This window comes from Neptuniibacter pectenicola (assembly GCF_001597735.1).
Classification (GTDB): Bacteria; Pseudomonadota; Gammaproteobacteria; order Pseudomonadales; family Balneatricaceae; genus Neptuniibacter; species Neptuniibacter pectenicola.
Window position 1 is genome coordinate 191693 of record NZ_LUTS01000006.1, and the last position, 26416, is coordinate 218108.

Annotated in this window: 26 protein-coding genes; 21 read left to right on the plus strand and 5 right to left on the minus strand. The window is 47.4% G+C overall.

What is annotated here, in order from left to right:
- Positions 1-26 precede the first annotated feature (26 nt).
- The 16 genes from A3773_RS09975 (at position 27) to A3773_RS10050 (ending at position 15241) form a co-directional block, all read left to right on the plus strand.
- Complete coding sequence (locus A3773_RS09975) at positions 27-929, plus strand: class II glutamine amidotransferase (RefSeq protein ID WP_067985570.1); 903 nt, start codon at positions 27-29, stop codon at positions 927-929.
- A gap of 23 nt (positions 930-952) precedes the next feature.
- Positions 953-1636, plus strand: a complete 684-nt coding sequence (locus A3773_RS09980) for a GltB/FmdC/FwdC-like GXGXG domain-containing protein (protein ID WP_067985572.1) — start codon at positions 953-955, stop codon at positions 1634-1636.
- A 25-nt stretch (positions 1637-1661) separates the two neighbouring features.
- The gene (locus A3773_RS09985; protein WP_067985574.1) at positions 1662-2990 is read left to right on the plus strand and encodes an FMN-binding glutamate synthase family protein; all 1329 of its coding nucleotides are present in this window, start codon (positions 1662-1664) and stop codon (positions 2988-2990) included.
- 118 nt (positions 2991-3108) lie between these two features.
- Positions 3109-3975, plus strand: a complete 867-nt coding sequence (purU, locus tag A3773_RS09990; RefSeq protein WP_067985576.1) for a formyltetrahydrofolate deformylase — start codon at positions 3109-3111, stop codon at positions 3973-3975.
- Between the two features lie 12 nt (positions 3976-3987).
- On the plus strand, positions 3988-4854 hold the full coding sequence (gene folD / locus A3773_RS09995; protein WP_197462759.1) for a bifunctional methylenetetrahydrofolate dehydrogenase/methenyltetrahydrofolate cyclohydrolase FolD: 867 nt from the start codon (positions 3988-3990) through the stop codon (positions 4852-4854).
- Positions 4855-4961: 107 nt separating this feature from the next.
- Positions 4962-6209 (plus strand): FAD-dependent oxidoreductase, encoded by a 1248-nt coding sequence (locus A3773_RS10000; protein WP_067985578.1) that lies wholly within the window; start codon positions 4962-4964, stop codon positions 6207-6209.
- Positions 6210-6223: 14 nt separating this feature from the next.
- Complete coding sequence (locus A3773_RS10005; RefSeq protein WP_067985579.1) at positions 6224-6526, plus strand: sarcosine oxidase subunit delta; 303 nt, start codon at positions 6224-6226, stop codon at positions 6524-6526.
- Positions 6523-9435, plus strand: coding sequence for a 2Fe-2S iron-sulfur cluster-binding protein (locus A3773_RS10010; RefSeq protein WP_231902183.1), 2913 nt, complete (start codon positions 6523-6525; stop codon positions 9433-9435). The genes A3773_RS10005 and A3773_RS10010 overlap by 4 nt, the downstream gene beginning before the upstream one ends.
- A gap of 2 nt (positions 9436-9437) precedes the next feature.
- Positions 9438-10109 (plus strand): aminomethyltransferase family protein, encoded by a 672-nt coding sequence (locus tag A3773_RS10015; RefSeq protein ID WP_067985581.1) that lies wholly within the window; start codon positions 9438-9440, stop codon positions 10107-10109.
- 257 nt (positions 10110-10366) lie between these two features.
- Positions 10367-10894 (plus strand): dimethylamine monooxygenase subunit DmmA family protein, encoded by a 528-nt coding sequence (locus A3773_RS10020; protein WP_067985583.1) that lies wholly within the window; start codon positions 10367-10369, stop codon positions 10892-10894.
- Positions 10894-11841, plus strand: a complete 948-nt coding sequence (locus tag A3773_RS10025; RefSeq protein WP_067985585.1) for a PDR/VanB family oxidoreductase — start codon at positions 10894-10896, stop codon at positions 11839-11841. Before A3773_RS10020 ends, A3773_RS10025 begins: the two co-directional genes overlap by 1 nt.
- A gap of 12 nt (positions 11842-11853) precedes the next feature.
- The gene (locus A3773_RS10030) at positions 11854-12873 is read left to right on the plus strand and encodes a heme-dependent oxidative N-demethylase family protein (protein ID WP_067985587.1); all 1020 of its coding nucleotides are present in this window, start codon (positions 11854-11856) and stop codon (positions 12871-12873) included.
- Positions 12874-12935: 62 nt separating this feature from the next.
- The gene (locus tag A3773_RS10035) at positions 12936-13325 is read left to right on the plus strand and encodes a DMT family transporter (protein WP_331709173.1); all 390 of its coding nucleotides are present in this window, start codon (positions 12936-12938) and stop codon (positions 13323-13325) included.
- A 32-nt stretch (positions 13326-13357) separates the two neighbouring features.
- Positions 13358-13840, plus strand: a complete 483-nt coding sequence (locus A3773_RS10040) for a GNAT family N-acetyltransferase (RefSeq protein WP_067985590.1) — start codon at positions 13358-13360, stop codon at positions 13838-13840.
- 161 nt (positions 13841-14001) lie between these two features.
- Positions 14002-14892, plus strand: a complete 891-nt coding sequence (locus tag A3773_RS10045; RefSeq protein ID WP_067985592.1) for a dienelactone hydrolase family protein — start codon at positions 14002-14004, stop codon at positions 14890-14892.
- Positions 14893-14929: 37 nt separating this feature from the next.
- Positions 14930-15241 (plus strand): EthD family reductase, encoded by a 312-nt coding sequence (locus tag A3773_RS10050; protein ID WP_067985594.1) that lies wholly within the window; start codon positions 14930-14932, stop codon positions 15239-15241.
- Between the two features lie 81 nt (positions 15242-15322).
- Here the strand turns inward: A3773_RS10050 and A3773_RS10055 are convergent, their stop codons facing one another.
- From A3773_RS10055 to A3773_RS10075, 5 genes are all read right to left on the minus strand, one after another.
- Positions 15323-15670 (minus strand): cupin domain-containing protein, encoded by a 348-nt coding sequence (locus A3773_RS10055; RefSeq protein WP_067985596.1) that lies wholly within the window; start codon positions 15668-15670, stop codon positions 15323-15325.
- A gap of 102 nt (positions 15671-15772) precedes the next feature.
- Positions 15773-17137: a trimethylamine monooxygenase gene (locus A3773_RS10060; protein WP_067985598.1), complete on the minus strand. Its 1365-nt coding sequence runs from the start codon at positions 17135-17137 to the stop codon at positions 15773-15775.
- Positions 17138-17301: 164 nt separating this feature from the next.
- The gene (locus tag A3773_RS10065) at positions 17302-18099 is read right to left on the minus strand and encodes a PAS domain-containing protein (RefSeq protein WP_067985600.1); all 798 of its coding nucleotides are present in this window, start codon (positions 18097-18099) and stop codon (positions 17302-17304) included.
- A 3-nt stretch (positions 18100-18102) separates the two neighbouring features.
- A complete protein-coding gene (locus A3773_RS10070) occupies positions 18103-18786 on the minus strand; it encodes a response regulator (protein WP_067985601.1) in 684 nt (227 codons plus the stop codon).
- A complete protein-coding gene (locus A3773_RS10075) occupies positions 18779-19972 on the minus strand; it encodes a sensor histidine kinase (protein WP_067985604.1) in 1194 nt (397 codons plus the stop codon). The genes A3773_RS10070 and A3773_RS10075 overlap by 8 nt, the downstream gene beginning before the upstream one ends.
- 317 nt (positions 19973-20289) lie before the next feature.
- Here A3773_RS10075 and A3773_RS10080 point away from each other — a divergent pair, with 317 nt between their 5' ends.
- The 5 genes from A3773_RS10080 (at position 20290) to A3773_RS10095 (ending at position 26415) form a co-directional block, all read left to right on the plus strand.
- Positions 20290-22659, plus strand: a complete 2370-nt coding sequence (locus tag A3773_RS10080) for a DUF1989 domain-containing protein (protein WP_082800597.1) — start codon at positions 20290-20292, stop codon at positions 22657-22659.
- Positions 22660-22705: 46 nt separating this feature from the next.
- Positions 22706-23065, plus strand: a complete 360-nt coding sequence (locus A3773_RS10085) for a cupin domain-containing protein (RefSeq protein WP_067985606.1) — start codon at positions 22706-22708, stop codon at positions 23063-23065.
- Positions 23066-23370: 305 nt separating this feature from the next.
- Positions 23371-24729, plus strand: coding sequence for an ammonium transporter (locus A3773_RS10090; protein ID WP_067985608.1), 1359 nt, complete (start codon positions 23371-23373; stop codon positions 24727-24729).
- 11 nt (positions 24730-24740) lie between these two features.
- Positions 24741-24908: a hypothetical protein gene (locus A3773_RS17960; RefSeq protein WP_197462761.1), complete on the plus strand. Its 168-nt coding sequence runs from the start codon at positions 24741-24743 to the stop codon at positions 24906-24908.
- 121 nt (positions 24909-25029) lie between these two features.
- A complete protein-coding gene (locus A3773_RS10095) occupies positions 25030-26415 on the plus strand; it encodes an ethanolamine ammonia-lyase subunit EutB (protein ID WP_067985610.1) in 1386 nt (461 codons plus the stop codon).
- Position 26416 lies beyond the last annotated feature (1 nt).

Here is a 26416-nt window from a genome sequence, read left to right on the forward strand (position 1 = left end):
TTGGACAAGATTACGAGGGTTTATATATGTGTGGAATTGTCGGCCTTTATTTGAAAAACAAGGCATTAGAAAGCCAATTAGGCGCGCTGTTTACGCCAATGCTGATCGCGATGACGGATCGCGGTCCCGATAGCGCTGGTTTTGCAATTTATGGTGATGAAGTGGCTGATGGTTCGACCAAGCTTACGTTAAGACATCCCGATGAAAACTACGACTGGGATTGTTTAGCAAGCGCGATTAAGGATGACCTAGGCGTTACGGTTGAATGGTTTAAAAATAGCAAAGTTGCCGTGTTTAAAGTGGGTGCTGAAGTCGATGTGGTTCAGCCTTACCTTGCAGAAAACGCCGCAGATATTCTTATTTTAAGTGCGGGCCAATCTATCGAGATTCTTAAAGAGGTGGGGCTGCCAAAAAATATTGCTGAGACATTTAACTTAGCCAGCATGAAAGGTAGCCACATTATTGGGCACACCCGTATGGCGACTGAGTCAGCCGTTACGATGGAAGGCAGCCACCCGTTTTCGACGGGACAGGATTTGTGCTTAGTGCATAACGGTTCGCTTTCAAACCATAACCGGTTACGTGAAGAGCTAAAACGAGAAGGCGTTACCTTCCAAACTGAGAACGATTCAGAAGTGGCCGCGGGTTACTTGACTAACCGATTACGTAAAGGCGACACGCTCAATGAGGCGTTGACCAACGCCCTGAAAGACTTGGATGGATTTTTCACTTTTACCATCGGTACACGTGATGGTTTTGCCGTAGTACGTGACCCTATCGCTTGTAAGCCTGCGGTTATGGCTGAAACGGATGATTATGTTGCCATGGCGTCAGAGTATCAGGCGTTAACAACCTTGCCTGGTATTGAGAATGCCAAGGTGTGGGAACCTGAGCCTGAAACAATTTATGTTTGGGAACGTGATCAGTAAGTGTGGAATTAAGGAATATAACGATGAAAACAATTGATTTGCAAAAACACACAGTTCGAGACCTTAACCAAGCCTTACATGATCAGGTTGAGGAGTGCACCATTCGTGAGTGGGAAGTGCTTGAGCCTAAAGGTCAGCACAATATTGCGTGCGGACTAGACCAGAACTTATCAGTCGATATTAAAGGCCATGCTGGATACTTCTGCGCGGGTATGAATAAAAAAGCCCATGTCACTATTTTTGGTAACGCCGGCCAAGGTGTAGCAGAAAACATGATGTCCGGTACGGTGCGTGTTAAAGGTGATGCTTCGCAAGCAGCCGGTGCGACCGCTCATGGTGGGTTGTTAGTGATTGAAGGTAATGCCGGTGCCCGTTGCGGTATCTCAATGAAGGGTGTGGATATTGTCGTTAAGGGCAATGTTGGCCACATGAGCTGTTTCATGGGGCAAGCCGGTTCGTTAGTGGTGTGCGGTGATGCAGGTGATGCTTTAGGTGACTCACTTTATGAAACACATATCTACGTTAAAGGTAGCGTTAAATCGTTAGGTGCAGACTGCATTGAGAAAGAGATGCGTGCAGAGCATATAGACGAGTTAACGGATCTGCTTAATCGTGCCGGTGTAGAAGAAGACCCTAAAGCATTCAAACGCTACGGCTCCGCTCGCCAACTATATAACTTTAAAGTCGATAACGCGTCTGCGTACTAATAGCTGAATCATCGAGGACAGAATTATGAGTGAAGATATTAATGTAAAAGATGGCCTACGAGAGTCAGCTACCTTCGATCGTACAACAATGACTGAGATCCGTCGTGCGGCAGAAACCGGTATATATGACATTCGCGGCTTTGGTGCTAAACGTAAACTACCGCACTTTGATGACCTGCTATTTTTGGGTGCGAGTATGTCCCGTTACCCGCTGGAAGGTTACCGCGAAAAATGTAATACCTCGGTTACCTTAGGCACGCGTCATGCGAAAAAACCAATCGTACTTGATATTCCTGTGACCATCGCCGGTATGAGTTTTGGTGCGTTATCTGCGAATGCCAAAGAAGCGCTCGGTCGCGGTGCCTCCCTTATGGGCACCTCTACAACCACGGGTGATGGTGGTATGACACCAGAAGAACGTGGCCAGTCGAGCAAACTGGTATATCAGTATCTGCCATCCCGTTATGGCATGAACCCTGATGACCTACGTAAAGCGGATGCCATTGAAGTTGTTCTTGGTCAGGGTGCTAAACCAGGCGGCGGCGGTATGTTGTTAGGTCAAAAGATTACCGACCGTGTGGCTAAGATGCGTACCCTGCCGATGGGTGTGGATCAGCGTTCTGCCTGCCGTCATCCTGATTGGACCGGTCCTGATGACCTTGCAATTAAGATCCAAGAGTTACGTGAAATTACCGATTGGCAGGTGCCGATTTATATCAAAGTGGGCGCTACGCGTACTTACTATGATGTGAAGCTCGCGGTTAAAGCCGGTGCGGATGTGATTGTTGTGGATGGGATGCAAGGGGGCACCGCGGCGACGCAGGATGTCTTTATTGAACACGTGGGTATTCCAACCCTAGCGGCGATTCCACAAGCAGTACAAGCATTGCAAGAGATGGGGATGCACCGAAAAGTTCAGCTGATTGTATCGGGCGGCATTCGTAACGGTGCAGACGTGGCTAAATGTATGGCGCTGGGTGCAGATGCTGTCGCGATTGGTACAGCGGCCTTGGTTGCCTTGGGATGTAACCATCCTAAGTATGATGAAGAGTTTAAAAAGATCGGTTCCGCTGCAGGTTTTTATGACGACTACCATGAAGGTAAAGACCCTGCGGGTATTTCAACTCAAGATCCAGAGCTGATGAAGCGTTTAGATCCTGTTGAAGCGGGCCGTAAATTAGCGAACTACCTCAACGTATTAACCTTGGAAGCGCAAACCTTGGCACGTGCATGCGGTAAGAATGACTTACGCAATTTAGAGCCAGAAGACCTCGTGGCACTGACCGTTGAGTCCGCAGCCATGGCGCGAGTTCCGCTTGCAGGTACTAGCTGGATTCCTGGCCAGAAATATTAAATAAATCGATGTAACACAATGGAAAACGCGAGGTTAAAACTGACCTCGCGTGGGTAACTGCGTCTTAACGTAGCATTTAACAGACTTTAGGGAGGGGCCGCTAAGGGCCACTTTTAAAATGAAAAGTACCGATACTAACGAATTTATTCTCAAAACAAACTGTATCGCAGGAAGTGGAATTGTCGCTGCTGTGTCCTCTTTTCTCTCTGAAAGAGGCTGCTACATCAGCGAAATGAACCAGTTTGATGATCCTGAAAGTGGTCAGTTCTTTATGCGTATGCGATTTCATGTGGAATCGGGTGAATATGAATTAGAGAAATTGTCGGCTGAATTTGTTTCGATCTCTGAAAAATTCAGCATGGACTGGCGCATGGTGTCCGCTAATGCGCCTACCAAAACATTGATCATGGTGAGTAAGTTTGATCACTGTTTGGATGATTTGATGTACCGCTTGCATAAAGGTGAGATCAATATGGAGATCACCGCCATTGTTTCCAATCACAAAGATTTACGCCCTATGGCCGAGCGTGAAGGTATCCGTTTTATTCACTTGCCTGTGACTAAAGAGAACAAAGCGGAACAAGAGCAAGCACTGCTTGATGTGGTTGAAGAGACCGGCACAGAGTTAGTGGTGTTAGCCCGTTATATGCAGATCCTTTCGGATAACTTATGTCAGAAGCTGAGTGGTCGCGCAATTAATATCCACCACTCCTTCCTGCCCGGTTTTAAAGGGGCAAAACCTTATCATCAAGCCCACACTCGCGGCGTTAAGCTGATTGGTGCTACCGCCCATTATGTCACCTCGGATCTTGATGAAGGGCCTATTATTGAGCAGTCCGTTCAGCCGGTTGATCACACCTATAGTCCAGACGCGTTGGTTGCCGTAGGGCGAGATACTGAAACCGTAGCTCTTGCTCGTGCGGTTAAGCGCCATGTTGATCATCGGGTGTTCCTTGATGGCAATAAAACTGTTGTCTTTAAGTAGGGGGAGCTAAAGATGACCGTGTTAATTAATGGCAAGCTGATTTCGCAGCAAGTGATCGATGAAACAGCGAAAGAGGTATCAACCTTTGTTGAGGACTTTGGCTTAGCGCCGGGTCTTGCTGTTGTGCTTGTGGGTGAAGATCCAGCGAGCCAGGTCTATGTCCGCAATAAAGTAAAGCGTGCAGAAGAGGTGGGGATTCGATCGCTGGAATATAAATTACCCGCAACGAGCTCCCAAGAAGCGCTGGATGATCTGATTCAAACACTCAATGCGGATTCCACGGTACATGGCATTTTAGTGCAGTTGCCCCTGCCGGATCACTTGAATGAAGAAGCGGTGCTGTTAGCGATTGATCCGGCTAAAGATGTGGATGGCTTTCATCCGCTAAATGTCGGTGCTTTGGCGTGCGGAGACGCGTCACTGGTTCCCTGCACGCCGATGGGCTGCATGATCATGCTTGCCCATGTGCACCCAGACTTGAGCGGTAAACAGGCGGTTGTCATCGGTCGATCCAACATTGTTGGTAAGCCTATGGCCGCTTTGCTGTTGCAAGCTAACTGCACCGTTACGGTTGTTCATTCTCGGACAAAAAATATCGAATCGATCTGTTCTCAGGCGGATATTGTTGTGGCCGCTATTGGCCGCCCTGAGATGGTTAAAGCCAGCTGGATAAAGCCGGGCGCGACGGTGATTGATGTCGGTATTAATGCGATTGAGCGTGATGGTAAACGTAAGCTCGTGGGCGATGTGGACTTTGCCGATGTTGAGCCCGTTGCCAGCGCTATTACCCCGGTTCCCGGGGGCGTGGGTCCTATGACGATCGCTTGCTTGATGAAAAACACCTTACAAGCTGCAAAGAACCAGGTGTTAAAACCTTAGCCTTGTTCATAGCAGAAAATTTTTAAGTACAGCCGATGTCGAGCTAATAGATAGCGTATTGATTCGATTTTCTCACTGAGCGATATGACATTTAAGGAGGGGGAGGAATGCCTTTCTCACTATTAAAATATGGTCTAAATAAAGATTATCCGTTTGAGCAGCATGCGGACTTACCTAAGCCGACCGAGCTGAAGCCTCATTATGATGTTGTCATTATTGGCGGTGGGGGACATGGTGTAGCTACTGCATATTACCTTGCTAAGTATCACGGTATTACTAATGTTGCGATCTTAGAAAAAAGTTACTTAGGCGGGGGGAACACCGCCCGTAATACCGCGGTTATTCGCTCAAACTACCTCACCTCTGAAGGGGTCAAGTTTTACAGCGAATCGGTCAAACTCTTCAAAGAGTTATCGAATGAGTTTGATTTTAACATTATGTATTCACAGCGAGGTCAGCTAACGCTGGCCCATACGGATGCGGCTGTGCGTGGCTTTCGTCAACGGGCCGAAGTGAACAAACACTTTGGCGGCAAAACAGAACTGATTGATCCACAACAGATTCGAGAGCTGGTACCCACCCTGAATATGAACCCTGCGGATATGCCTGTCTTAGCGGGTTTATGGCATATGGATGGTGCAACGGCGCGTCATGATGCGGTTGCTTGGGGTTACGCAAAAGGTGCGACGCAACGGGGGGTAGAGCTTCACCAGTTGACAGAAGTGACCGATGTGATTGTTGAGCAAGGTAAAGTCACCGGCGTTAAAACGAATCGCGGTAACGTCAGTTGTGGCTGTGTTGTTCAAGCGGTGGCGGGTCATAGTTCACTGCTGGCAGCCAAAGCCGGCTTTAAGATGCCGATCACAACCTTCCCATTACAAGCGATGGTGACTCAACCAGTTAAACCCTTTTTAGATCCACTGGTTAGCTCACCCTCATTACACTGCTATGTACAGCAAACGGGACGTGGCGAATTGGTCTTTGGTGGTGGTTCCGACCCTTATCCTTTGTATAGCACCCGTTCAACCATGGATTTGAAAGAGAGCTTATTAGCTAATGCGGTCGAGCTTTTCCCCTTTATGGCCAACATGCGTTTGATGCGTCAATGGGCGGGTTTAACGGATATGACATCCGATTACAGCCCGATTATGGGACTGAGCCCCGTGGACAACTACTACCTTGATGCAGGCTGGGGGACGTGGGGATTCAAATCGACCCCGATTTGCGGCAAATCAATGGCTGAGCTGGTGGCGAGTGGCGGCAAGGTGCCTGAGCTTATTAAGCCCTTCTCTATGGATCGCTTTAATTCGTTCCGCCAAGTTAACGAAATGGGCGCAACTGCGGCCAGCCATTAAGTGAGGTAATAATTATGAAGATGATGAATTGCCCATTGAATGGGCTAAGAAATATAAGTGAGTTTGTCCATGGGGGCGAGGTAAAAGAGATGCCAGACCCTAATAGCTGTAGCGATGATGCCTGGGCAGAGTATGTTTTTTACACTGAAAATGGTATCTCCGTTGTTACCGAGTGGTGGCTCCATGCCCCGTCTGGTTATTGGTTTATTGCAGAAAGACATACCGGCAGTGATGAGATCCTAAAAACCTATGATCCATCAGTGTTATTCAATAAACGGGTTGAGTTTAGTGCACCGGTAACGGAGGGGATGGCATGACTTCCATGATCGATAACAGTATGCGCTTGAATGCGCCGATGGGCTTGCTGCTTAACCGCGACAATGCGGTCGAGTTTCTTTTTGAAGGTCAGCGTTACCAAGGCTATGCGGGAGATTGTATTGCCAGCGCGCTCTTAGCCAATGACCGTTGGTTGATGTCACGTTCGTTTAAATACCATCGCCCCCGTGGCCCTTTAACGATGGCGGGTCAGGATGCCAATACATTGGTTCAGTTGGGTGGTGATCCTAATGCGTTAGCGGATAGAACACCTATTGCGCCTAACATGCAGATCGAGGGACAAAACTACAACGGCACATTAGATAAAGACCGTGATGCCATGTTAGGTCACTTTGGTCGCTTTATGCCTGTTGGTTTCTATTACCGCTCATTTTTTAAACCTATGGGTGTGTGGGATAAGTGGGAAGGGGTGATTCGCGAGAAGGCCGGCTTAGGTCGCCTTGATCTTAATTTTGAACCTGAATATTACGACAAAAAATACCTCTTTACCGATGTGATGGTGGTTGGCTCAGGCCCTGCGGGGTTGAGTGCTGCTCTGAAAGCCGCCGACGGGGGGGCTCAGGTTTTATTGGTAGAAGAGATGCCGCTGGTGGGAGGCGCATTAGCCTACAACCGGTTTGATATTGAAGGGATTGAAGCTGACCGCCTACGCGCCGAATTGATCGCTAAGGTCGAGGCCCATGACAAGATTACAGTGATGGTCGATACCGTGTGTAATGCATGGTTTACCGATAATTATCTACCCCTGATACAAGGCAAACGATTATTTAAGGTGCGAGCTAAAGAGTGCATTATCGCGTCCGGTGCATATGAGCAACATGTTGTTTTTCGTAACAATGACCTGCCTGGCGTTGTGATGTGTAGCGCCGCAACCCGCATGATGAAACTCTATGCCATTAAACCGGGACAAAGCGCTGTAGTGCTAACCGGTAATGATGATGGTTATTTAACGGCATTAGAACTGAACGATCATGGGGTTAATGTGAAAGCGGTGGTTGATATGCGCGAAGGCGCAGCGCCGATGGATCTGATCGATGCATTGTCCAAGCGGGGTATTACACTGCATCAAGGTTACACTGTGTATGAAGCACTCGCTGAAAAGGGCAATAAGCGGGTGAAAGCGGTCGATGTTCGTAAAATTACGGCAAAAGGCGAGGTTGGTAACGCCAGCCGCGTGATCGATTGTGATCTTCTCTGTATGTCAGCAGGGTATATGCCGGCGTATCAATTGTTATGCCAAGCGGGTGCCCAGCTTAGTTATGCGGATGACTTAGCTGAATTTACCCTGTCCAAACTGCCTGAGCATCTACATATTGCAGGTTCCGTGAACGGCATACATCAGCTAGATTCAGTGATGGCGGATGGCCAACGGGCCGCTCAACTTGCGTTGAATAACTTAAATCTGAGTGATGAGCTACCGGGCAAAGTGAGTTGTAGCGTTAAGCCAAACTTTGATTGGCCTATCTTTAGCCACCCCAAAGGCAAAGACTTTGTCGATTTTGACGAAGATCTACAGGCGAAAGATATAGTCAACGCGACGCGTTTAGGCTATCGCGATGTTCAATTGGTTAAACGCTTCTCAACGGTGGGTATGGGGCCTTCACAAGGACGGCACTCTGCGTTACCGACAGCTCGTTTAGTTGCGAACTCAACCGATAGAACCGTTACTGAAACCGGTGTGACAACGGCCAGACCTCCGTTTGCGCCGGAGAAGCTTGCACATATTGCCGGTCGTATTTTTGATCCTTACCGTCGCACACCGATGCACCATCGACACCTTGAATTAGGGGCCAAAATGATCCCAGCGGGTAACTGGAGACGTCCGGCTTTTTACGGTGATCCAAATGAGCGAGATGCCTGCATCCATACCGAATCGGTACATGTGCGGAATAAGGTGGGGCTTATTGATGTAAGTACCTTAGGGGGGATTGAGCTAAAAGGGCCTGATGCCGCTGAGTTTATGAACCGTATCTATACCTTCGCTTTTTTGAAACAACCGGTTGGTAAAACGCGCTATGCGGTTTACACCAATGAGCATGGGGTGGTGATTGATGATGGTGTTGCCTGCCGAATAGCGGAGGACCACTTTTACGTGACCGCGACAACCAGTGGGGTTGACCGTGTTTACCGCGATATGACCAAGTGGAACGCCCAATGGCGTTTAGATGTGGACATTCTGAATGTAACGTCAGCCTATTGTGCCGTGAATTTAGCGGGGCCGGATGCTCGTAAAGTGCTAGAGACGTTGGTGACAGATACCGATCTTTCGCCGGAAGGCTTTCCCTTTTTGGCATACGGTGAAGCTGATGTGGCAGGTATTCCAGCACGCTTGCTCCGTGTGGGCTTTGTGGGTGAGTTGGGGTATGAGATTCATGTGCCATCACGCTACGGCGAAGCCCTATGGGATCTATTGATGGACGCAGGCAAGGCGTTTGATATCAAACCTTTTGGTGTTGAAACCCAGCGTTTACTGCGATTGGAAAAAGGACACGTGATTGTCAGCCAAGATACCGATGGTATGAGTCACCCAGGTGAGTTATCCATGACGTGGGCGGTGAATAGAAAGAAACCCTTCTTTGTGGGTTGTCGCTCAGTGGATATTGTCATGGCGCAGCCTCAAACGCGTAAGTTGGTAGGCTTTGTTTTACCGGCAGAGAGTAAAAAACCTGAAGAGGGTCACCTTGTCCTAGAGGGTGATGCGATCACCGGTAATGTGACCTCTTGCGAGTACTCGCCTGCCTTGAAGCAGATTGTTGGCTTGGCGTTTGCTGGGATTAATTCGAGCCAGCCCGGTGATCATATTTATATACGTGTTGATGGTCAGCTTGTTGAAGCTGAGGTGGTTAACCTACCGTTTTATGATCCAGATAACTTGAGACAGGAGATGTAGTGATGAGTGATGTAATGAAAAGCACTATTACACCTGAGACATACCTTGTTCGCAGCCCCTTATATCGATTACACAAGGCCGCAGGTGCGCATTTTGATGAGTGTTCATCCGCTGCGCAAGTTACGTCGTATGGCGATAGATCGGCGGTTTCAACCGCTTTGATTGACCTGTCGGTAAACCATCGTTTTGGTGTGCGAGGGCCTAATGCACTTGCTGCACTGGCCGCGGCAGGGCTTTCTGTACCGGATAAACCTAATCAATGCGTAAACTCAAGCAATGGTGAGACGGTTTTACGTTTAAGTAATACGGAGTGTTGGGTGCTTGGGGCGATGGAAAGTGGAGCCTGCTCCGCGGATTCCAGTGCCTTCGCCGATTGTTATCCCGTTTATTGTCAGGATAGCCATGCGTGCTTATTGCTGAGCGGCGAACACCTCCCCGACATTATGGCCAAGCTCTGTGGTGTCGACCTATCTGAGCATGCGTTTCCAAAAGGTGCGATCGCCCAAACCTCGGTAGCGAGAATTAACGCGATTATTAGTCACCTACCAGACCGGGAAGGTACGCATTTTGTGATTTTATGCGACAGCGCAGCCGCCGAGTATTTGTGGGGCTGTTTACTGGATGCAATGGGTGAGTTTGGTGGTCAAGCTGCGGGCTTAGATTATCTCTTTTAGGCGCGTAAATCGGTGTGTGTGGCGCCGGATATGGGCATTACCCCCAAATCGATTATTAGGTTACTAACCGAACGTCGATTTACCCCCCAACCGGCATTATGTCTTCAGCATAGTGCCGGTTTTTTTATCTATATATCGGGTTGAAGGGGGAGGCTACCCCTTTTGAGGTACCCAATGAAGAGCATTGTTTTGACTGGGTGAATGGTAAATATTAAGGGTTATTAAAACCTTAATTTGATCGTTATGTGGAGGTCATTATGGAACTCGAAAGCCTGTCGGTTGTTGTAAGCAAACCTATGTATACAGCTGAGATTAGTGACGGTCCTTGTGCTTATAGCCTGTTTATTTGTGAACAATTAAACACGGCGTTTTCTGACCTATATGAGGCGAGTTTGGCGGATAAAAAAGACCTTATCCATAGTGCTGACTTAGCCCGTATCGAGGGGGATTTAGCCGCCCTATTAGCGAATGCACCTGCCGCAACACGGGTATACCTTTTAGGTACAGAAAAGTATATCTGGCTCGTGGGCCAACAGTTAAAAGCGTTAGGTGTGACAGAGGAGCAAATGGAGATGCTGCCGCCACTCAGTGCTGAGCGCAGTGTGTTTTGTTGTCACTGCTATCAGGTGACCGATCAGGTATTTACGGCACCCGCACGCTGCGTAGGGTGCGGTAAATTGTTAGCGGTAACAGACCATTTTGCTAAGGCTCATGGGGCTTATTTTGGTTATCAAGTGAATGCAGAAGATGCGACCGATATTCCAGCCAGTGTGGAGTTGAGCTAATGAGTAATCAAATAAAAGTAGAAGTAGCCAGTATTTGCCAAGTTGCCCCAACAATCCGTGAGTTTACGTTAGAAGCAATAGATGACGCGCTCTATCCTTTTTCGCCGGGCGCCCATGTGGTGGTTGAGATGCCCAACAAAAAGAAGGTTTATAAAAATGCCTACTCCCTGTTGAGTGATCCGACCGATACCCAGCGCTACCGTATAGCGGTTCGTTTGCAGGATGCGTCGAGGGGCGGTTCGATCTACATGCATGAGCAGGTTAAGGTTGGTGATCAATTATTGATTAGTCCACCATCAAATCTATTTTCGCCGCTATGGCACGCTAAAAAACATGTGATGTTAGCGGGGGGCGTAGGGGTGACCCCTTTTATGTCCTATATCCCCGAAATGATTCGTCGTGATGCTGATTTTGAGCTTCATTATATGTATCGCAGTTTGCAGACGGGGGCTTATAAACATGAGCTTTCTGAGCAATTAGGCGATAAGTATTTTGACTACGACTCTGACCGTCAGACCCGTTGTGATGTGACCGCGCTACTTAGCCAACAGCCGTTAGGTACCCATATCTATATTTGTGGTCCTGACTCATTAATTCAGGCGGTGGAAGAGGCAGCGCAGACATTAGGTTTACCTGCCAGTGTTATCCATTCAGAAGAGTTTGCTGCCCCTAAACCTGGGATGCCGTTTGTCGCCGAAATAAAATCAACGGGACAGCAGGTTGACGTGAGTGCTGAAGATAGCCTGTTGGAGGCTTTAGAGGCATCCGATATTTCTATTCCTAATCTCTGTCGTGGCGGCGTGTGTGGGCAGTGTGTTTGTACCGTGGTTGAGGGTGAGATCGATCACCGTGACCAATACCTCTCAGATGAAGAAAAAGCTGCAGGTAACACCATTATGCCTTGTGTCTCTCGTGCTGCGGGTGAACGTCTGGTCTTAGATATTTAAGGAGAAGCAATAATGCGAGTTGCACCGAAAGAAGTTGAAACGTTCCGCGATGATTTTACCTATTCCAATAGTCCAGAGGCGATTAAACGTTTCCCATTTCCGTTTCCTGAAGATGAGTATCGTTATTCGGTTAACATGGAGCCCCATACCCCTAAAGGGGGCGAAGGCTCGGCCTATGAGCATTTTTTAGATATTGATGAGCATTACCTATCCGAAATGGCTGAGCGTAAGTTGGTGCTCGATGAGATGCCCCATCGTTGTCTGGCTATGGAGCATATGGAGCTTGCTTGCTGGGATATGCTTGAGCGCTTAATGACCTCTTTAGCACAGGACTATTCCGATTACTTTAAACTCACCATTGAGGGTGATCAGTGGACATGGGAGAACAAATTACTCAACATTCACGATACCTTCACCTTTGGCGACAGTAGTACTTTACCTCAGTCTCCGCTGGAATATATTGGTTGTCAGGTTCAGGGAGATTTTGCACTTTTAGATCAGCGCGATGGGGACCTCTTTCTTGATGCTGGTATGATCACCTGTCCCGCTGATTGGTCGCTCGCGTTTGATGCGGGTATGAGCTTTAAAGAGTGGCACGGTCCTGTCCCTATGGCCCACAATGAAGGCATTTTTGAACGTGCATTGAAATACCTAACGGCGATGCAAGTGGGCAGTCCTATTCGCCGTTTAAACTGGACCTTAACGGTGAATGCACGCATGGATACATCACCGGAAACCTATCATGAATGGGGCCATGAACGCACCTCTGTGACACCTGAGAACGTCGGTGAAAAAGTTTATCTGCGTGTTGAAATGCAAGTGATGGATCGCATGCCACGGAGTAATGCGCTGATGTTTATTATTCGGACTTATTTGATCAGTTTGGAAGATCTAGCTACCAACCCCGAGTGGGCAAGACGGATGCATCGGACGATGAAAACACTGCCCGCACCGTTAATCGAGTATAAGGGGTTAAGTCGTTATCACTCGATGGTTGTTGATTATCTCGCTCAATTTGACCCTGCAAATTAAGTAGGTTCTTCATGATGGCCCTCTTTCGAGGGCCTTTTTTATAAAAAAATAATGAAGCCAATATGGCGATTACTGATGGGTTGAAAGGCCGATCTATTTCTATCTGTTTGAACGCATATGTTAAAAGGGTGAATGTAATGGGATGGGTTTATTTAGCGATAGCTGGGTTGATAGAGTGTGGTTGGGCCATTGGGTTAAAGTACAGTGATGGGTTTACAAAGTTTTGGCCTTCGTTAATCAGTGCCGCGCTTATTGTGGTGAGTTTAGGACTCCTATCCGTGGCAATGCGTACGATTCCTGTCGGTACCGCATACGCCGCATGGTCAGGTATTGGTGCGGTTTCGTTAGCCACTTATGGTATTTTGTTTCTTGGGGAATCAGGCAGTATTACTCGTGTCTTATGTATATTGCTGATTGTTGTCGGGATTGCAGGGCTGAAATTTTTTGAGTGATAAAAAAATTAATGAATACAGAGGGGCCAGTTGTGGATGTTAACGTAGTAAATATTGATTATAACCATCCTCAACAGGCTCAGGATATGATTGATCTGTTGGCTTGCTATGCCTTAGATCTTATGGGGGGCGCTAGCCCTTTAATGGAAGAGACTAAGGCTAATTTGGCACAGGAATTAGCTAAACTCCCCCATGCCTTCACGTTAATTTGTTATGTGGATAACCAACCTGCAGGCCTGATGAACTGCTTTGAGGCGTTTTCAACGTTTAAGTGTAAACCGATCATTAATATCCATGATGTGATTGTATTACCTGAATTTAGAGGCTTAGGTCTAAGCCAGACCATGTTAAGCACTGTAGAACAGATCGCCCAAGATAAAGGCTGCTGCAAGTTGACTCTTGAAGTGCTTGAGGCGAATCAACCGGCACAACAGGCATATACCAAGTTTGGTTTTTCGGGTTACGAGCTTGATCCCCGTGCAGGCAAAGCGCTTTTTTGGGAAAAGCTGCTTTAACCCCGTCCAACGCATAGCTGTGATTGATGCCATAACAACACGGGGCTATGACCATGCTGAGACTTCCGTAACTTTACGCCCGTAATTTTATGCTAATGTTAAGCACATCGATGGGGTAGATCCCTTTAATGTTGCCTTGGTTGACGGGTGTAGGAGGTTTTATGTCTAATCATCTTCAACGTGAAATTCCGCAGGAAGCCTTTGATTGGTATGACGAATATGCCCACGGGGGTATGGATCGGCGTACTTTTTTGAAAAAGCTAGGGAGTTTGGCTGCTGTGGGCTACCCCATGACCGTACTGACCTCTGCTTTATTGCCTAATTATGCCTTAGCTGAACAGGTCTCTTTTAACGATCCTGAGATACTCGCAACCTATGAAACGTTTGCGTCGCCCCTTGGACATGATGAAGGGCAGGGCTATTTAGTCGTACCTAAAAATATGTCGGGCCCACGTCCTGTCGTGCTGGTGGTTCATGAGAACCGTGGTCTTAACCCTTATATCAAAGATGTTGCGCGGCGTTTAGCGAAAGCAGGTTTTATCGCCTTTGCCCCGGATGCGCTTTTTCCGTTAGGTGGCTACCCTGGGAACGATGATGAGGGTAGGGCGATGCAGAAAAACCTTGAGCGATCGAAAATAGAGCAGGATTTTTTAGCGGCGGCTAAGTTCCTTAAAGGGCATCCTCAGAGCAATGGTAAGTTGGGTGCGGTGGGGTTCTGTTTTGGCGGCTACATGGTGAACTATTTGGCAGCGGTTGAATCTAATCTGCTTTCTGCGGGTGTGCCTTTTTATGGAACCCCCGCGGCGGCTGAGCTGCGAGATAATATTAAAGCGCCCCTATTGGTGCATTTAGGTGAGTTAGATGAACGGGTTAATAAGACATGGCCCGACTATGAGAAAGATCTTAAACGTTTAAAGGTTCCCTATACCGTGCACGTTTATAAAGGTGCAAATCATGGCTTCCATAATGACTCTACAGTTCGGTATGATAAAGCGAATGCTGAAGTCGCCTGGCAACGTACGCTAGATTTTTTTAAGGAAACGCTAAGTTAACTTAGCGCATACGATAATCGCAAAAGGTAAAATAACAATGATAAAAGTAAGTGTGATGTACCCGAACGGTTCAGATGCAAAGTTTGATATGGATTATTACAACTCAACTCATGCACAGCTTGTGCTTGATCGTTTGGGTGATACGTTAAAGGGTTTTAGTGTTGATGCGGGTATTGCCGGTGGTGCACCCGGTGAAGCCGCAGGCTTTATCGCAATGGGTCATCTGGTTTATGAGTCTGTTGAAGCGTTTGAAGCGTCATTTGGCCCCCATGCAGAAGAGCTGTTAGCTGATTTAGCAAACTTCACTAATATTGAGCCTCAGATCCAGATTAGTGAAATTAAGCGTTAATCACTTAGGGTGATAACGCTTTTTATATAAGCCTGATGTGAAACGTACTGTTCCATCAGGCTTTTTTTTAAGGAAAACGGCTTAAAGCTTAATGGTAAAGTGCTTAAACACCTTCTCTTCTATCTCCCAAGTACCGGTAAAGCCCGCTTCGATCACAAACGAGTCACCGGGTAGGAGTGTGACACTGTCTCCCCCCTCTGGTGTGATCTTAACCTTACCCTCGATAAGGTGGATATACTCCCAGCTTTTGTATTCTGCTCTGTAGCTACCCTCTGTGGCTTCCCAACACCCTGCGATCATACTGCCGTCCTCAGAGGTGTATTCGATCCACGTTTTCATGCTGGGCGTACCTGAGATCTTTTCCCAGCCTTCTAAATCGGTATCAATCGCTGCAACAGATTTATCGATAATCTTTTTTATGTAGCTCATAGTGTGACTCTCATAAGGTTTAAGCGTTAGACGTTAAGCGTTTTCTTTTCGATAGAAAGGAACAACCAGTTTCGTAGGTTGCTCCTCTGCTGTTTTCAATCCTTATCCTGCTTTTTGAACTTCGCTCGTATCGGATAGATAGGCTTCTAGGGAATCATCCAGTGCATCAATCCAAGGGGTATGGTGCGGGGGAGACATAGTGCCGGTCATTAAGGAGCGGTAAGAGTGGTCACGGAAGGTCATGATGTTTTCTTTTTTATGATGCTTCCACTCAAGGAAGGTCTGTCTAACGCCTTCAATATCGAAGGTGGGGTAATCGGTCGCTTCGATCAGTTCGAGAATGTAATCCCCTTGGAAGGTGAACATCTCTTCGGCTGTTTCTTGGCGAAGTTCCCGTTCGCGCCACTCCATCGAATTTGCCGTCATCTCCTCTTTTGATGGCAGAGGAATCCGACCCATGATGATGTCGCGAACATACCAGGCTTGGGCGTCAAACATGTTGAAGGTGTACCACTGATCTTGCATACCTAGATAGAACATCTGGGGATTGTCTTCCCAAACCACACCTTTGTAGAGATCTAAAGGCCAGAGGCGGTTATCGGTTTTAAGGCGTAGCTCTTCAGGTAGGAAAGGGAAGTGGTGTAGATAGCCGGTGCATAGGATGATTGCGTCAATCTTATTCGAGCTGCCATCCGCAAAGTAGGCGGTGTCGGTATCAACACGAAGAAGGTTGGGCTTCTCTTCCCAATTATCAGGCCATTTAAAGCCCATAGGGTTGGTTCTATAACAGCTAATGAGTTTTTTGGCGCCGTATTTATAGCACTGGGAGCCTACATCTTCGGCAGAGTAACTACTGCCAATCAGCAGTACTGTTTTATCTTTAAATTCCAGCGCGTCACGGAAATCATGGGCGTGGAGTATGCGTCCACCAAATTTCTGGAAGCCTTCAAATTCAGGCACCCGAGGTGTAGAGAAGTGGCCGGAGGCACAGATAAGGTAATCAAACTCTTCGGTATAGACCTCATCGGTATTGTGGTCGTGAACGGTGATTGAGAACGTTGCCGTCTCATCGTTGAACACAACGTCGCGTACCGGTGTGTTAAAGCGGATGTAGTCACGTACACCCGCCTTCTCGACTCGCCCTTTAATGTAATCCCACAGCACTTCACGCGGGGGGTAGGAGGCGATCGCTTTACCAAAGTGTTCTTCAAAGCTGTAATCAGCAAATTCTAGACACTCTTTAGGTCCGTTAGACCATAAATAGCGATACATGCTGCCATGTACGGGCTCGCCGTTTTCGTCTAACCCTGTTCGCCACGTATAGTTCCAAAGGCCCCCCCAATCACTTTGTTTCTCAAAACAGACAATGTCGGGAATATCTGCACCTTTAGCTTGGGCTGATTGAAAGGCTCTAAGTTGTGCCAACCCACTGGGGCCTGCACCGATAATGGCAATGCGTTTAGTCATGAGTTTCTCCATGAAACGTTAGAATCAATGTGGAGGCTGTTAAAGGACAGCGTTAGACGTAAACTAATCCGCTTTTGCTCGTAGGAACATTCCCTTGTATGGGTATTCAAAAAGGGGTAATACGGTTAAAGGCCCGTGGTTACAGGGAGGTGAGCGGCTTGTGCTTATTCGAATTTAAAAACAAACCCTTCTACACCGAGTACCATTCCGCTTTCGGAGTATAACCCTCGCCCTTTCTCTTTGACGGTAAAGCTCTCGCCATTAGCGAGGATTAATCTATATTGAAGTTCAAATGTTTGCTGGGTCTGAAGGCAAAACTGCACTTGATTCCACACATAGCCTGCATCATCTGGGTGAATGAGTTCACCGTATGATATTTGTGGTTTGTTGATGAGTTCTTCGGGTCTAAGTCCTGTCAGTTCTTCGCAGCCGCTACTGACATACTCCATGGTCCAGCTCGTGTTATTGCGCGACCGGTATAGCATGGCAGGCAAGCGGTTGACTAAACTTTGTAGGCTTCGATGGCTGGCGTCGCGGATCTGTTCATTACGGATTTGTGGGGTTATATCGCAGAGGGTGGCGCTTAAGGGGTAATGCTCATCTGCTTTGAGTTGTTGCAGGCGCATTTCGCACCAATGGATATCCCCGTCAGCACTAATAATGCGAAACCATACTAATTGGCTGTCATGGCTATTGAACACTTTACGGATAATATCGTGCCAAATTTTCACATCTTCAGGGTGTAGAAAATCAGTGAACAGCAGATTGAGGGAGCTGGATACCGTCACGCCCGTGATACTTTCCCAGCACTGGTTCACGAGTGCTATGCGATGCTGTTGGTCAATCAACATGACCACATCACCTAGGCTGTTAAAGAGTGCTTCATGGATATTACTCTCCCCAAGGGGACGATGATCGTTTCCTTTCGTAAAAACAGACGCTGGCCATTTGAGTAAGTGCATGGATTAATCCTTATCCAAGTCGAAATGTGCGCTTGCATCATGGGTATGGGCCCATGCTGCTAGCTCTAAGCGGGAGTGCAGGTTGAGTTTACGCAGTAGGTTTTTGACATAGACTTTTACGGTGCCATCACTGATGCCTAACTCCCGTGCGATCAATTTGTTGTTAAGGCCTTGGGCGATATAGGAGAGGGTTTCTAGTTCTCGTTCTGTCATTTCTGAAAAGACCGAGGCGGTTTGGCTAATTTCTGCCTCATGGCTTTCACGTAGCTGGTGAGCTAGTGAGGTAATCGCGCCGTCATTAAGCGCCGTTTGCCCCTGAGTGACATTGGTTAAATGTTTAATAATCTCATCGGGCGGCGTGTCTTTTTGCAAGTAACCATTGGCGCCACTTTTTAAGGCAGAAAAGAGCTGCGCTTGATCACTACAGGCCGTTAAGATGATGATTTTTAGGTGCTCATCGGTTTCGCGTATGCCCTGTAAGATCTCTAACCCACTGGTTTCGGGCATCTGTAAGTCGAGTAGCAATATATCAGGGTAAAGGTCGCCTAGTTGTTTCAGTAGATCGGTCGCGCCATCAAATTCGGCAATAACATGAAACTGCTCACTGTCATTAAGGAGTTCGACGACCCCTCGCCTAAATAGGGGGTGGTCATCCACGACGATAACAGAATGTAGATGCTCACTCATGGTGATCACCTATAGGTAAGCGGAGTATGACTTGTGTGCCTTTGTTTGGGTGGGGCTGGATGATCAGTGTTGCGTCAATTCTTTCAGCTCTTTCATGCATGATTTTTAAACCAAAACTGTCGTTGCGTGCTTTTTTAGCGTCTAAGCCTATGCCGTTATCTTCTACATAGATCTCTATGTGTGAGGGTAAGGCTTCTTTAATCACAATACGTGCGTGGCTGGCATGGGAGTGGCGAACAATATTATTAAGGCACTCCCTGACAATATAGAGTAACTGCATAGACTGCTGTGGGTTGGTGATGTTTTTCTTGAGGCGGTTGTCGTATTCAAAAACGATGGCGGATTGCTGTTCAAACTCTGATACAGAGTCGAGGATCGCTTGAGTTAAGTTATCGCCCTTCATCGACAGGCGAGAGGAGGTGATTAATTCACGGGTTTGGCGATAGGCATAATGGGTATACGCCGCTAAATCCTCCGTGACCGGTTTTAACTCATGGTAGGCATTGCTTTGGCAAAGGCTGTCGAGTTTGGCGCTTTTAATGCGTAAATACCCCAAGACCTGAGCCAGTGAATCGTGCAGTTCCGCGGCATGAATGGCCCGTTCTGAGGCAATGGCTTTGCTGATTTTTTTCTCTTGCTGGGCCCAGGCGGTAAAGCCTTTTTTTAAGAGTGTCTCCACCGCTGTACATTTCCAACGCACTTGGTTCGCGCAGGGGACTTTATGTGGGAAGGTGATCAGTAGCCAGATATTCATCTCGTTGCTTTCCGTTAATTTATACCCGTATAAGGGATCAGGAAAGGGGTGCTCAACCAGTGCGTCTAAGTAACATGCATCATTGATTAGATCGTTATGGCCATTGGTGAAGTAGCGGTGCAGTGAATGCAGCATCTCGGGGCTGGGCGTACTGTCTGATGGATGATGGACAAAGGTTTCGCTGGTGCTGGGTGAGCTAAAAAGCACGTTTACATGGCATTGCTCTGGGCCGTTAAACTGCTGGTTGAGCTGTGCTTCAACTACGTTGAGTAAGGGTGGGAGTGTTTTGTTGATCTCATCGCTGGTGGCGATTGCAAAAGCGACATTGTTCAGCGCCTCATGGGCTTCAATTATATGAGTGGGCTGCGGACTGGCTGTTTCACTAAATGTATTAAAAAACTGCTCTAGCCATGTTTTGATTTTTATCGCCATTTTCCTCCCCTTTTCCCTTAGCGGTTACCGCTAGCGTGCCTTCTTTAAATGCATTAAAAGTGCTGCACCTTGGTTTATCACTCTTAGATATAAAGCAGTATTTATGCCACCTGTAGCCTTTCGCCCCGCAATTACCCCCAATGGAGTATGCCTTCAAGAGGATTGTTTGGATTCTCTTGATGGTAAATATTTATAACCAGCAGGAATTATAAAAAAGAGCGCATTTAATCTAGGTGTAGGTGCACTAGCGTTGATCTTATTGAGGGGCAGCGCACCAATTTTGAACGTTTTAAGATGATTTTAGTAAGGGTGTGGAGATGTTAGTAAATCAGAAAAATGATCTACCGGATGCTTGCTATCTTAATATGCAGAGTCGTAGCGGTGTAGGTTCATTTCGTGTTGAACCTCAGCAAGCTATTCGATTGCGATTAACGCGGGGTGATCATGTTCATCTTTTTAGCCAAGACGGTGAGCAGCAGGCGGAATTAATAGTGCTTGATAGTCGAGGGCACACTGCAAATCACCTTTTAGTGAGTCAGTCTCAAGGTGAGCTGAGTGGATCATTAGCCAAGGCAACCCAAGCCCAGATCTCTGAAAGTCGATCGGCAGGACAGGCGTTAGCCGCGCAATTAAACGGGTGGGGAGTTAGCGATCAGCATTTATCCCAAGCGATTCAAGTGAACCCGAGTCGACTGGCGAGTGATGTTGAAACCGCACCCGCCACTGAGGTTTTTGAGGTAGTAGATGATCTAAGCCTTGTGGTTATAGCGGCCGGTTTATCGATGCAGATAGAGGGGCATCAGCCTGTCACTGAGTTGTCTGTTCAGGTTAAGTATCTGGATGCCTCACAGGTGCACTTACCCGAACCGTTAGCGACGCCGAAAACCGAGTTGCGTATTCCCCGTGCGAGCGCACAGGTTTATGAGGTTAAGGCGGGTGAGTGGATTCAAATTATTGATGTTTCAGGTAAGCAGTGTTCGGATTTTTTAGCGTTTGATCGGGACGCTTTAGCCCAGGGGGAGGAGTTAGGTCTTGATGGGGTGGCAACGCGCACCGTGTCTGGCCTGAGCAATCCGCAACCGGGTATCTATTCCCGCTTTTTGGGTGCAGATATGCAGCCGATGGTGGAGGTGGTTCAAGATACCGTGGGCCGCCATGATAGTTTTTTGATGGCATGTAACCCTAAATATTATGAAGACAGTGGTTACTTTGGTCACATTAATTGCAGCGATAACTTTAATCGCGCACTTGAACCTTATGCGATTAAACCGCGTGTGGCTTGGCCTGCGATTAATTTCTTTTTTAACACCTCCGTTGAGCCTTGTGGAACCGTTTTTATGGATGAGCCTTGGTCGCGTGCGGGCGATTATGTCTTACTGCGTGCCACCCGCGATTTGATCTGTGCATCCTCCGCATGCCCTGACGATATTGATCCTGCAAATGGTTGGCACCCGACTGATATCCATGTACGGATTTACGCTGCAGAGCATCATTTCCCTCGTTCTATTGCTTACCGGACCTCGCCTCAGGAGTTACCACGTATGACTAAAACAACAGGTTTTCACCGTCGGGTTACGGCACTGACAAAACAGATGGTCGAGTACCGCGGGTATTGGGTCGCGTCAGCTTATGAGGGCTGGGGCGCACAAGCGGAGTATTTGGCGTGCCGTGAGCGGGTGGCTGTTATTGATTTAACGCCCCTTAGAAAGTTTGAGGTGACGGGGCCTGATGCTGAAGCATTTTTGCAGTTTGCCTTAACACGTAATGTTCGCCGTTTAGCGATAGGGGAGATTGCATATTCTGCTATCTGCCATGAAACCGGCGGCATGATTGATGATGGCACGATCTTCCGTATGGGGGAGCAAGCGTTTCGTTGGGTCTGTGGTGATCCCTACACTGGTTTGTGGTTAAAGAATCAAGCCGAAGAGCATGGCTATCAAGTGAGCGTGCGTAACTCCACGGATCAGCTACACAATATTGCGGTTCAGGGGCCGAAAAGCCGTGAACTGCTGAGTCAAATTGTGTGGGCGCCCGAGTGCCAGCCGAGTATGGATACCCTTGCGTGGTTCCATTTTATGATCGGTCGTTTAGGTGGACCGGAAGGTATCCCTATTATGGTGTCTCGTACAGGTTATACCGGCGAATTAGGATTTGAAGTCTGGTGTCACCCGGATGATGCCGAAGCGGTGTGGGATCAAGTCTGGGAGACTGGACAGCCTTATAACATTGCTCCCTTAGGGTTTGATGCGCTGGATATGTTGCGCATTGAAGCGGGCTTAATCTTTGCGGATCACGAGTTTTGTCCAGAAACAAACCCCTATGAAGCCGGTATTGGTTTTACGGTGCCGATGAAATCGAAAACGGATGATTTTATTGGCCGTGAGGCGATGGCCCGTCAAACGCCAGAAAGTCGCCAACGCTTAGTTGGGCTTGTCCTTAAAGGGAGGGAGCCCGTGGCACATGGGGACCGTATCTATCATGGACGCTTCCCTGTAGGTGTCGTCACGAGCGCTTCCAACTCGCCCTTATTAGGTAAGCAGATCGCGCTTTGTCGAGTCGCACCTGACTTTGCTGCTCCAGAAACCTTATTAGAGGTCGGCAAATTAGATGGGCTGCAAAAGCGCCTGCCTGGTGAGGTGGTGGCGCTTCCTTTTTATGACCCTGAACGAACGCGTGTTCGTTCCTAAATTCACATTATTTGAAAACGCATTTTAACCAATTGAGGTATTTAACATGTCTACAGCGATGACTTACTACCAGCAAGCAATTAAAACTGAACTACCGAGCATGGAAGTACCGGGCAGTAATGGTTTTATCGGCGATATAGCGGTGTCCAATGATAAGGATAAAACCATTGTCGGCGGTTTTTTCCGGATGGAAAAATCGGATGAGCCTTTAGTGTATGAGTACACCTATCATGAGATGAAGATCATTGTAGAGGGTGAAATGATCATCACCGATCAAGAGGGGACAACGGTGCATGCCAAAGTGGGCGACGTGTTTTATTTCCCTAAAGGCAGTGTCATTACCTTCCAATCACCGAACTACGGCATCGGCTTCTTCTGCGGCCAGCGTAAAGAGGGTGAAGCGTAGTTTCTGTTGTTTGTTTTTGAATCATCTTGAAGCGCAGTGAGTTAAAAATGATCAATCCTAGTGCTTCAGTTTTATGCTCATAATTTATCCTATCTCCTAACTTGTTGAAATTTAATAAATTATCGGGATAGGCATAAATTATGCATTTCCTAGTAGGAAATAAAGTTTACTGTAAGGTAATTTATAACCGTTGCTCATGAAGGGATTTATGTGGATAGCAGCGGTTGTTAGATCACATTAGCGGTAGGGGGACATACTGTGAACGTGACTACGCACAGACTTTTATAAACTAAATAGGGGGTCTTATGGACCAGGTCGAAACTGCTCAGAAAATTGCAGAACTGCAAAATCTGATTGAGATGTCCGGCACGATCAATATGGAAGTGTTCTATTGGTGGTGTACCGGTTTGATGGTTATTATCCATGCAGGCTTTTTAGCCTATGAAATGGGTGCTTCTCGGTTAAAAAATGCCCTGGCTTCAGGTGTTAAAAACATATTGGCATTCGCCTTTATTATTCCGACGTTTTTCTTCTTTGGCTGGTGGATCTACTTGGCCATGTACAATGGCTTTACGCCAGATTTTGAAGCCGGCGCTGCGGGTCTTCCATGGTCGAGTAATATGGGACCTAACTTGGCAGACAATGCGAGCGGTATTTTCTGGGGTGCTTTTGTCTTGTTTGCAGCTACAACGGCTTCAATCTTCTCTGGCGCAGTGATCGAACGTATTCGTATGAGTTCGTTTATTATCCTAGCCATTATATTGGGGTCCGTTGTTTGGATCTTAGCTGCATCTTGGGGCTGGCATCCACAGGGTTGGTTGACTGTTGATTGGGGCTTCCATGATTTCGGTGCAGCCGGTGCAGTTCATATGGTCGCAGGCTTCTTTGCGCTCGGTGTCACCATTAACTTGGGTGCACGTATTGGACGCTTTGCGCCCGATGGCACGCCGTTACCGATTACCGGTCACAGCGTTCCTATGAGTATCATTGGTTTGATGCTGATTATTGTTGGTTTCTTCGGCTTCCTCGGTGGTTGTATTATTTACACCACGGGTGGTCAGTGGACAACGATCTTTGGTACGCCAACAACCTTATCGTCTATCAGTTTCAATACGTTGATGGCTTTCTCTGGCGGTATTATCGGTTCGTACGTGATTACACGTCAGCCATTCTGGATGATGTCTGGCGCACTTGCCGGTATCTTTTCAGCAGCGCCTGGCTTGGATCTGTACTACCCACCACTCGCGTTCTTGATGGGTATTACCGGCGGTATTGTTGCGCCGCTTGCTGATAAATTCCTAACGAATAAATTTAAGATTGATGATGCTGTGGGCGCGTTTGCGGTACATGGTGTTGGTGGTCTTATTGGTATCGTTGGTTTAGGTATCTTCAGTGGTTTCCCTAATGTTATTGAAGGTGCTCCTGCAATTAGCTTTATGGGACAGCTTAAAAGTGCATTAGTCATGGCGTCTTTAGGCTTTATTCCAGGCTTCGGCTTGTCATATGTGATGTCAAAAATGGGGGCGTTACGTGTGCCACCAAAAGCAGAAGAAGCGGGTCTGGATTTAGTCGAAGTGCCATTAGCGGCTTACCCTGAATCAGTTCCAGCAACGTCACAAGATCCTTCAACTACGACCACTAACGGTTCAACTGTTAGTGTATAAGGAGAGAGAATATGAATGTAAGTCCAATTACAACGTGGGAAGGGGCTGAAGCTGTATTTACATTTGCAGATAACCCAACCGCTATAATGATTATACTTTCGTTATCTATGGCCGTCACACTGGGAACAATTATTGCGTCGGTTAAACATGAGAATAACACCTATATTGATTATAAATGATGTGGCATGACCGGTTAGGGCTGTTCATGCAGCCTTAACCACATACATCCTAGCAAGATGGTTAAATAAACTAACGCCCGTTTTGTGGGCGTTAATTTATGAGGACAGGAGGATAAAGTAGATGAGTTATTCTATTTCTGCTGGGGGTTGCCATTGGGTGTTTCCTGATTTGAAAACGGTTATGGCTAAAGCTAGCCCCGACCGATCGGGCGATCGACTTGCAGGCGTCGCCGCTAAAACATCACAAGAGAGAGTTGCTGCCCAGTGTGTGCTGGCAGATACACCGTTAAAAGCGTTTTTGACAGAGACCTTGATCCCTTATGAGGAGGACGAGGTGACCCGTTTGATCATTGATAAGCATGATCTAGATGCCTTTCAAATGATCTCTTCCTTTACGGTCGGTGATTTCCGTAATTGGTTATTATCCGAGTCGGTGGACACCGCCCAGTTACAACAAGTGTCGTTAGGGCTAACACCTGAAATGGTTGCCGCAGTCTCTAAAATTATGCGTATTCAAGACCTTATTCTGGTCGCTAAAAAATGTTCTAACCCGACCGCATTTCGTAACCGTATTGGTTTGCCCCATCGTTTATCTACTCGCCTTCAACCAAACCACCCAACCGATGATCCTTCAGGGGTGGCGGCCAGTGTTTTAGATGGTTTGTTGTACGGAAACGGCGATGCGGTGATTGGGATCAACCCCGCCACCGATAATATCGGAGCCGTAACCACGCTGATGAAAATGTTAGATGACATTATTCAGCGATATGAGATTCCCACCCAGTCGTGTGTATTAACTCACGTTACAACCCATCTCGAAGCGATCAATCGTGGTGCGCCGGTTGATCTGGTCTTTCAGTCGATTGCGGGCACCGAAAAAGCCAATAAAAGCTTTGGTATTGATCTGGCTGTCCTTAAAGAGGCCCATGAGGCGGCGACTGGTCTAAACCGAGGGACTTGCGGCAATAATGTTATGTATTTTGAAACAGGCCAAGGGAGTGCGCTATCGGCGGATGCTCACTTTGGTGTTGATCAGCAAACCTGTGAAACGCGCGCTTATGCCGTGGCACGAGAGTTTTCACCACTGCTGGTTAATACGGTCGTTGGGTTTATTGGGCCGGAATATTTATATAACGGTAAGCAGATTATTCGGGCCGGTTTAGAGGATCACTTCTGCGGCAAACTGCTCGGTTTACCTATGGGTTGTGATATCTGTTATACCAATCATGCTGAAGCGGATCAGGATGATATGGATATGTTATTAACCCAGTTGGGAACAGCAGGGGTTAATTTTATTATGGGTATTCCCGGTTCAGATGACATTATGCTCAACTACCAAACAACGTCGTTTCACGATGCACTGTATATTCGAAAACTTTTAGGCCTAAGACCTAGCCCAGAATTTGAACAATGGTTAATGGCTATGGGGATCACAACAGAGCAAGGGCAATTGATTGATCACTTGCCAGCAGCATTCTCTCACCTACATGCACGTATTGGTGGATAAC

Bases quoted from the DNA above. Each gene is read 5' to 3' on its own strand.
- A3773_RS09975 (WP_067985570.1), top strand. From the start codon at position 27: ATGTGTGGAATTGTCGGCCTTTATTTGAAAAACAAGGCATTAGAAAGC.
- A3773_RS09980 (WP_067985572.1), top strand. From the start codon at position 953: ATGAAAACAATTGATTTGCAAAAACACACAGTTCGAGACCTTAACCAA.
- A3773_RS09985 (WP_067985574.1), top strand. From the start codon at position 1,662: ATGAGTGAAGATATTAATGTAAAAGATGGCCTACGAGAGTCAGCTACC.
- purU (WP_067985576.1), top strand. From the start codon at position 3,109: ATGAAAAGTACCGATACTAACGAATTTATTCTCAAAACAAACTGTATC.
- folD (WP_197462759.1), top strand. From the start codon at position 3,988: ATGACCGTGTTAATTAATGGCAAGCTGATTTCGCAGCAAGTGATCGAT.
- A3773_RS10000 (WP_067985578.1), top strand. From the start codon at position 4,962: ATGCCTTTCTCACTATTAAAATATGGTCTAAATAAAGATTATCCGTTT.
- A3773_RS10005 (WP_067985579.1), top strand. From the start codon at position 6,224: ATGAAGATGATGAATTGCCCATTGAATGGGCTAAGAAATATAAGTGAG.
- A3773_RS10010 (WP_231902183.1), top strand. From the start codon at position 6,523: ATGACTTCCATGATCGATAACAGTATGCGCTTGAATGCGCCGATGGGC.
- A3773_RS10015 (WP_067985581.1), top strand. From the start codon at position 9,438: ATGAGTGATGTAATGAAAAGCACTATTACACCTGAGACATACCTTGTT.
- A3773_RS10020 (WP_067985583.1), top strand. From the start codon at position 10,367: ATGGAACTCGAAAGCCTGTCGGTTGTTGTAAGCAAACCTATGTATACA.
- A3773_RS10025 (WP_067985585.1), top strand. From the start codon at position 10,894: ATGAGTAATCAAATAAAAGTAGAAGTAGCCAGTATTTGCCAAGTTGCC.
- A3773_RS10030 (WP_067985587.1), top strand. From the start codon at position 11,854: ATGCGAGTTGCACCGAAAGAAGTTGAAACGTTCCGCGATGATTTTACC.
- A3773_RS10035 (WP_331709173.1), top strand. From the start codon at position 12,936: ATGGCGATTACTGATGGGTTGAAAGGCCGATCTATTTCTATCTGTTTG.
- A3773_RS10045 (WP_067985592.1), top strand. From the start codon at position 14,002: ATGTCTAATCATCTTCAACGTGAAATTCCGCAGGAAGCCTTTGATTGG.
- A3773_RS10050 (WP_067985594.1), top strand. From the start codon at position 14,930: ATGATAAAAGTAAGTGTGATGTACCCGAACGGTTCAGATGCAAAGTTT.
- A3773_RS10055 (WP_067985596.1), bottom strand. From the start codon at position 15,670: ATGAGCTACATAAAAAAGATTATCGATAAATCTGTTGCAGCGATTGAT.
- A3773_RS10060 (WP_067985598.1), bottom strand. From the start codon at position 17,137: ATGACTAAACGCATTGCCATTATCGGTGCAGGCCCCAGTGGGTTGGCA.
- A3773_RS10065 (WP_067985600.1), bottom strand. From the start codon at position 18,099: ATGCACTTACTCAAATGGCCAGCGTCTGTTTTTACGAAAGGAAACGAT.
- A3773_RS10070 (WP_067985601.1), bottom strand. From the start codon at position 18,786: ATGAGTGAGCATCTACATTCTGTTATCGTCGTGGATGACCACCCCCTA.
- A3773_RS10075 (WP_067985604.1), bottom strand. From the start codon at position 19,972: ATGGCGATAAAAATCAAAACATGGCTAGAGCAGTTTTTTAATACATTT.
- A3773_RS10080 (WP_082800597.1), top strand. From the start codon at position 20,290: ATGTTAGTAAATCAGAAAAATGATCTACCGGATGCTTGCTATCTTAAT.
- A3773_RS10085 (WP_067985606.1), top strand. From the start codon at position 22,706: ATGTCTACAGCGATGACTTACTACCAGCAAGCAATTAAAACTGAACTA.
- A3773_RS10090 (WP_067985608.1), top strand. From the start codon at position 23,371: ATGGACCAGGTCGAAACTGCTCAGAAAATTGCAGAACTGCAAAATCTG.
- A3773_RS17960 (WP_197462761.1), top strand. From the start codon at position 24,741: ATGAATGTAAGTCCAATTACAACGTGGGAAGGGGCTGAAGCTGTATTT.
- A3773_RS10095 (WP_067985610.1), top strand. From the start codon at position 25,030: ATGAGTTATTCTATTTCTGCTGGGGGTTGCCATTGGGTGTTTCCTGAT.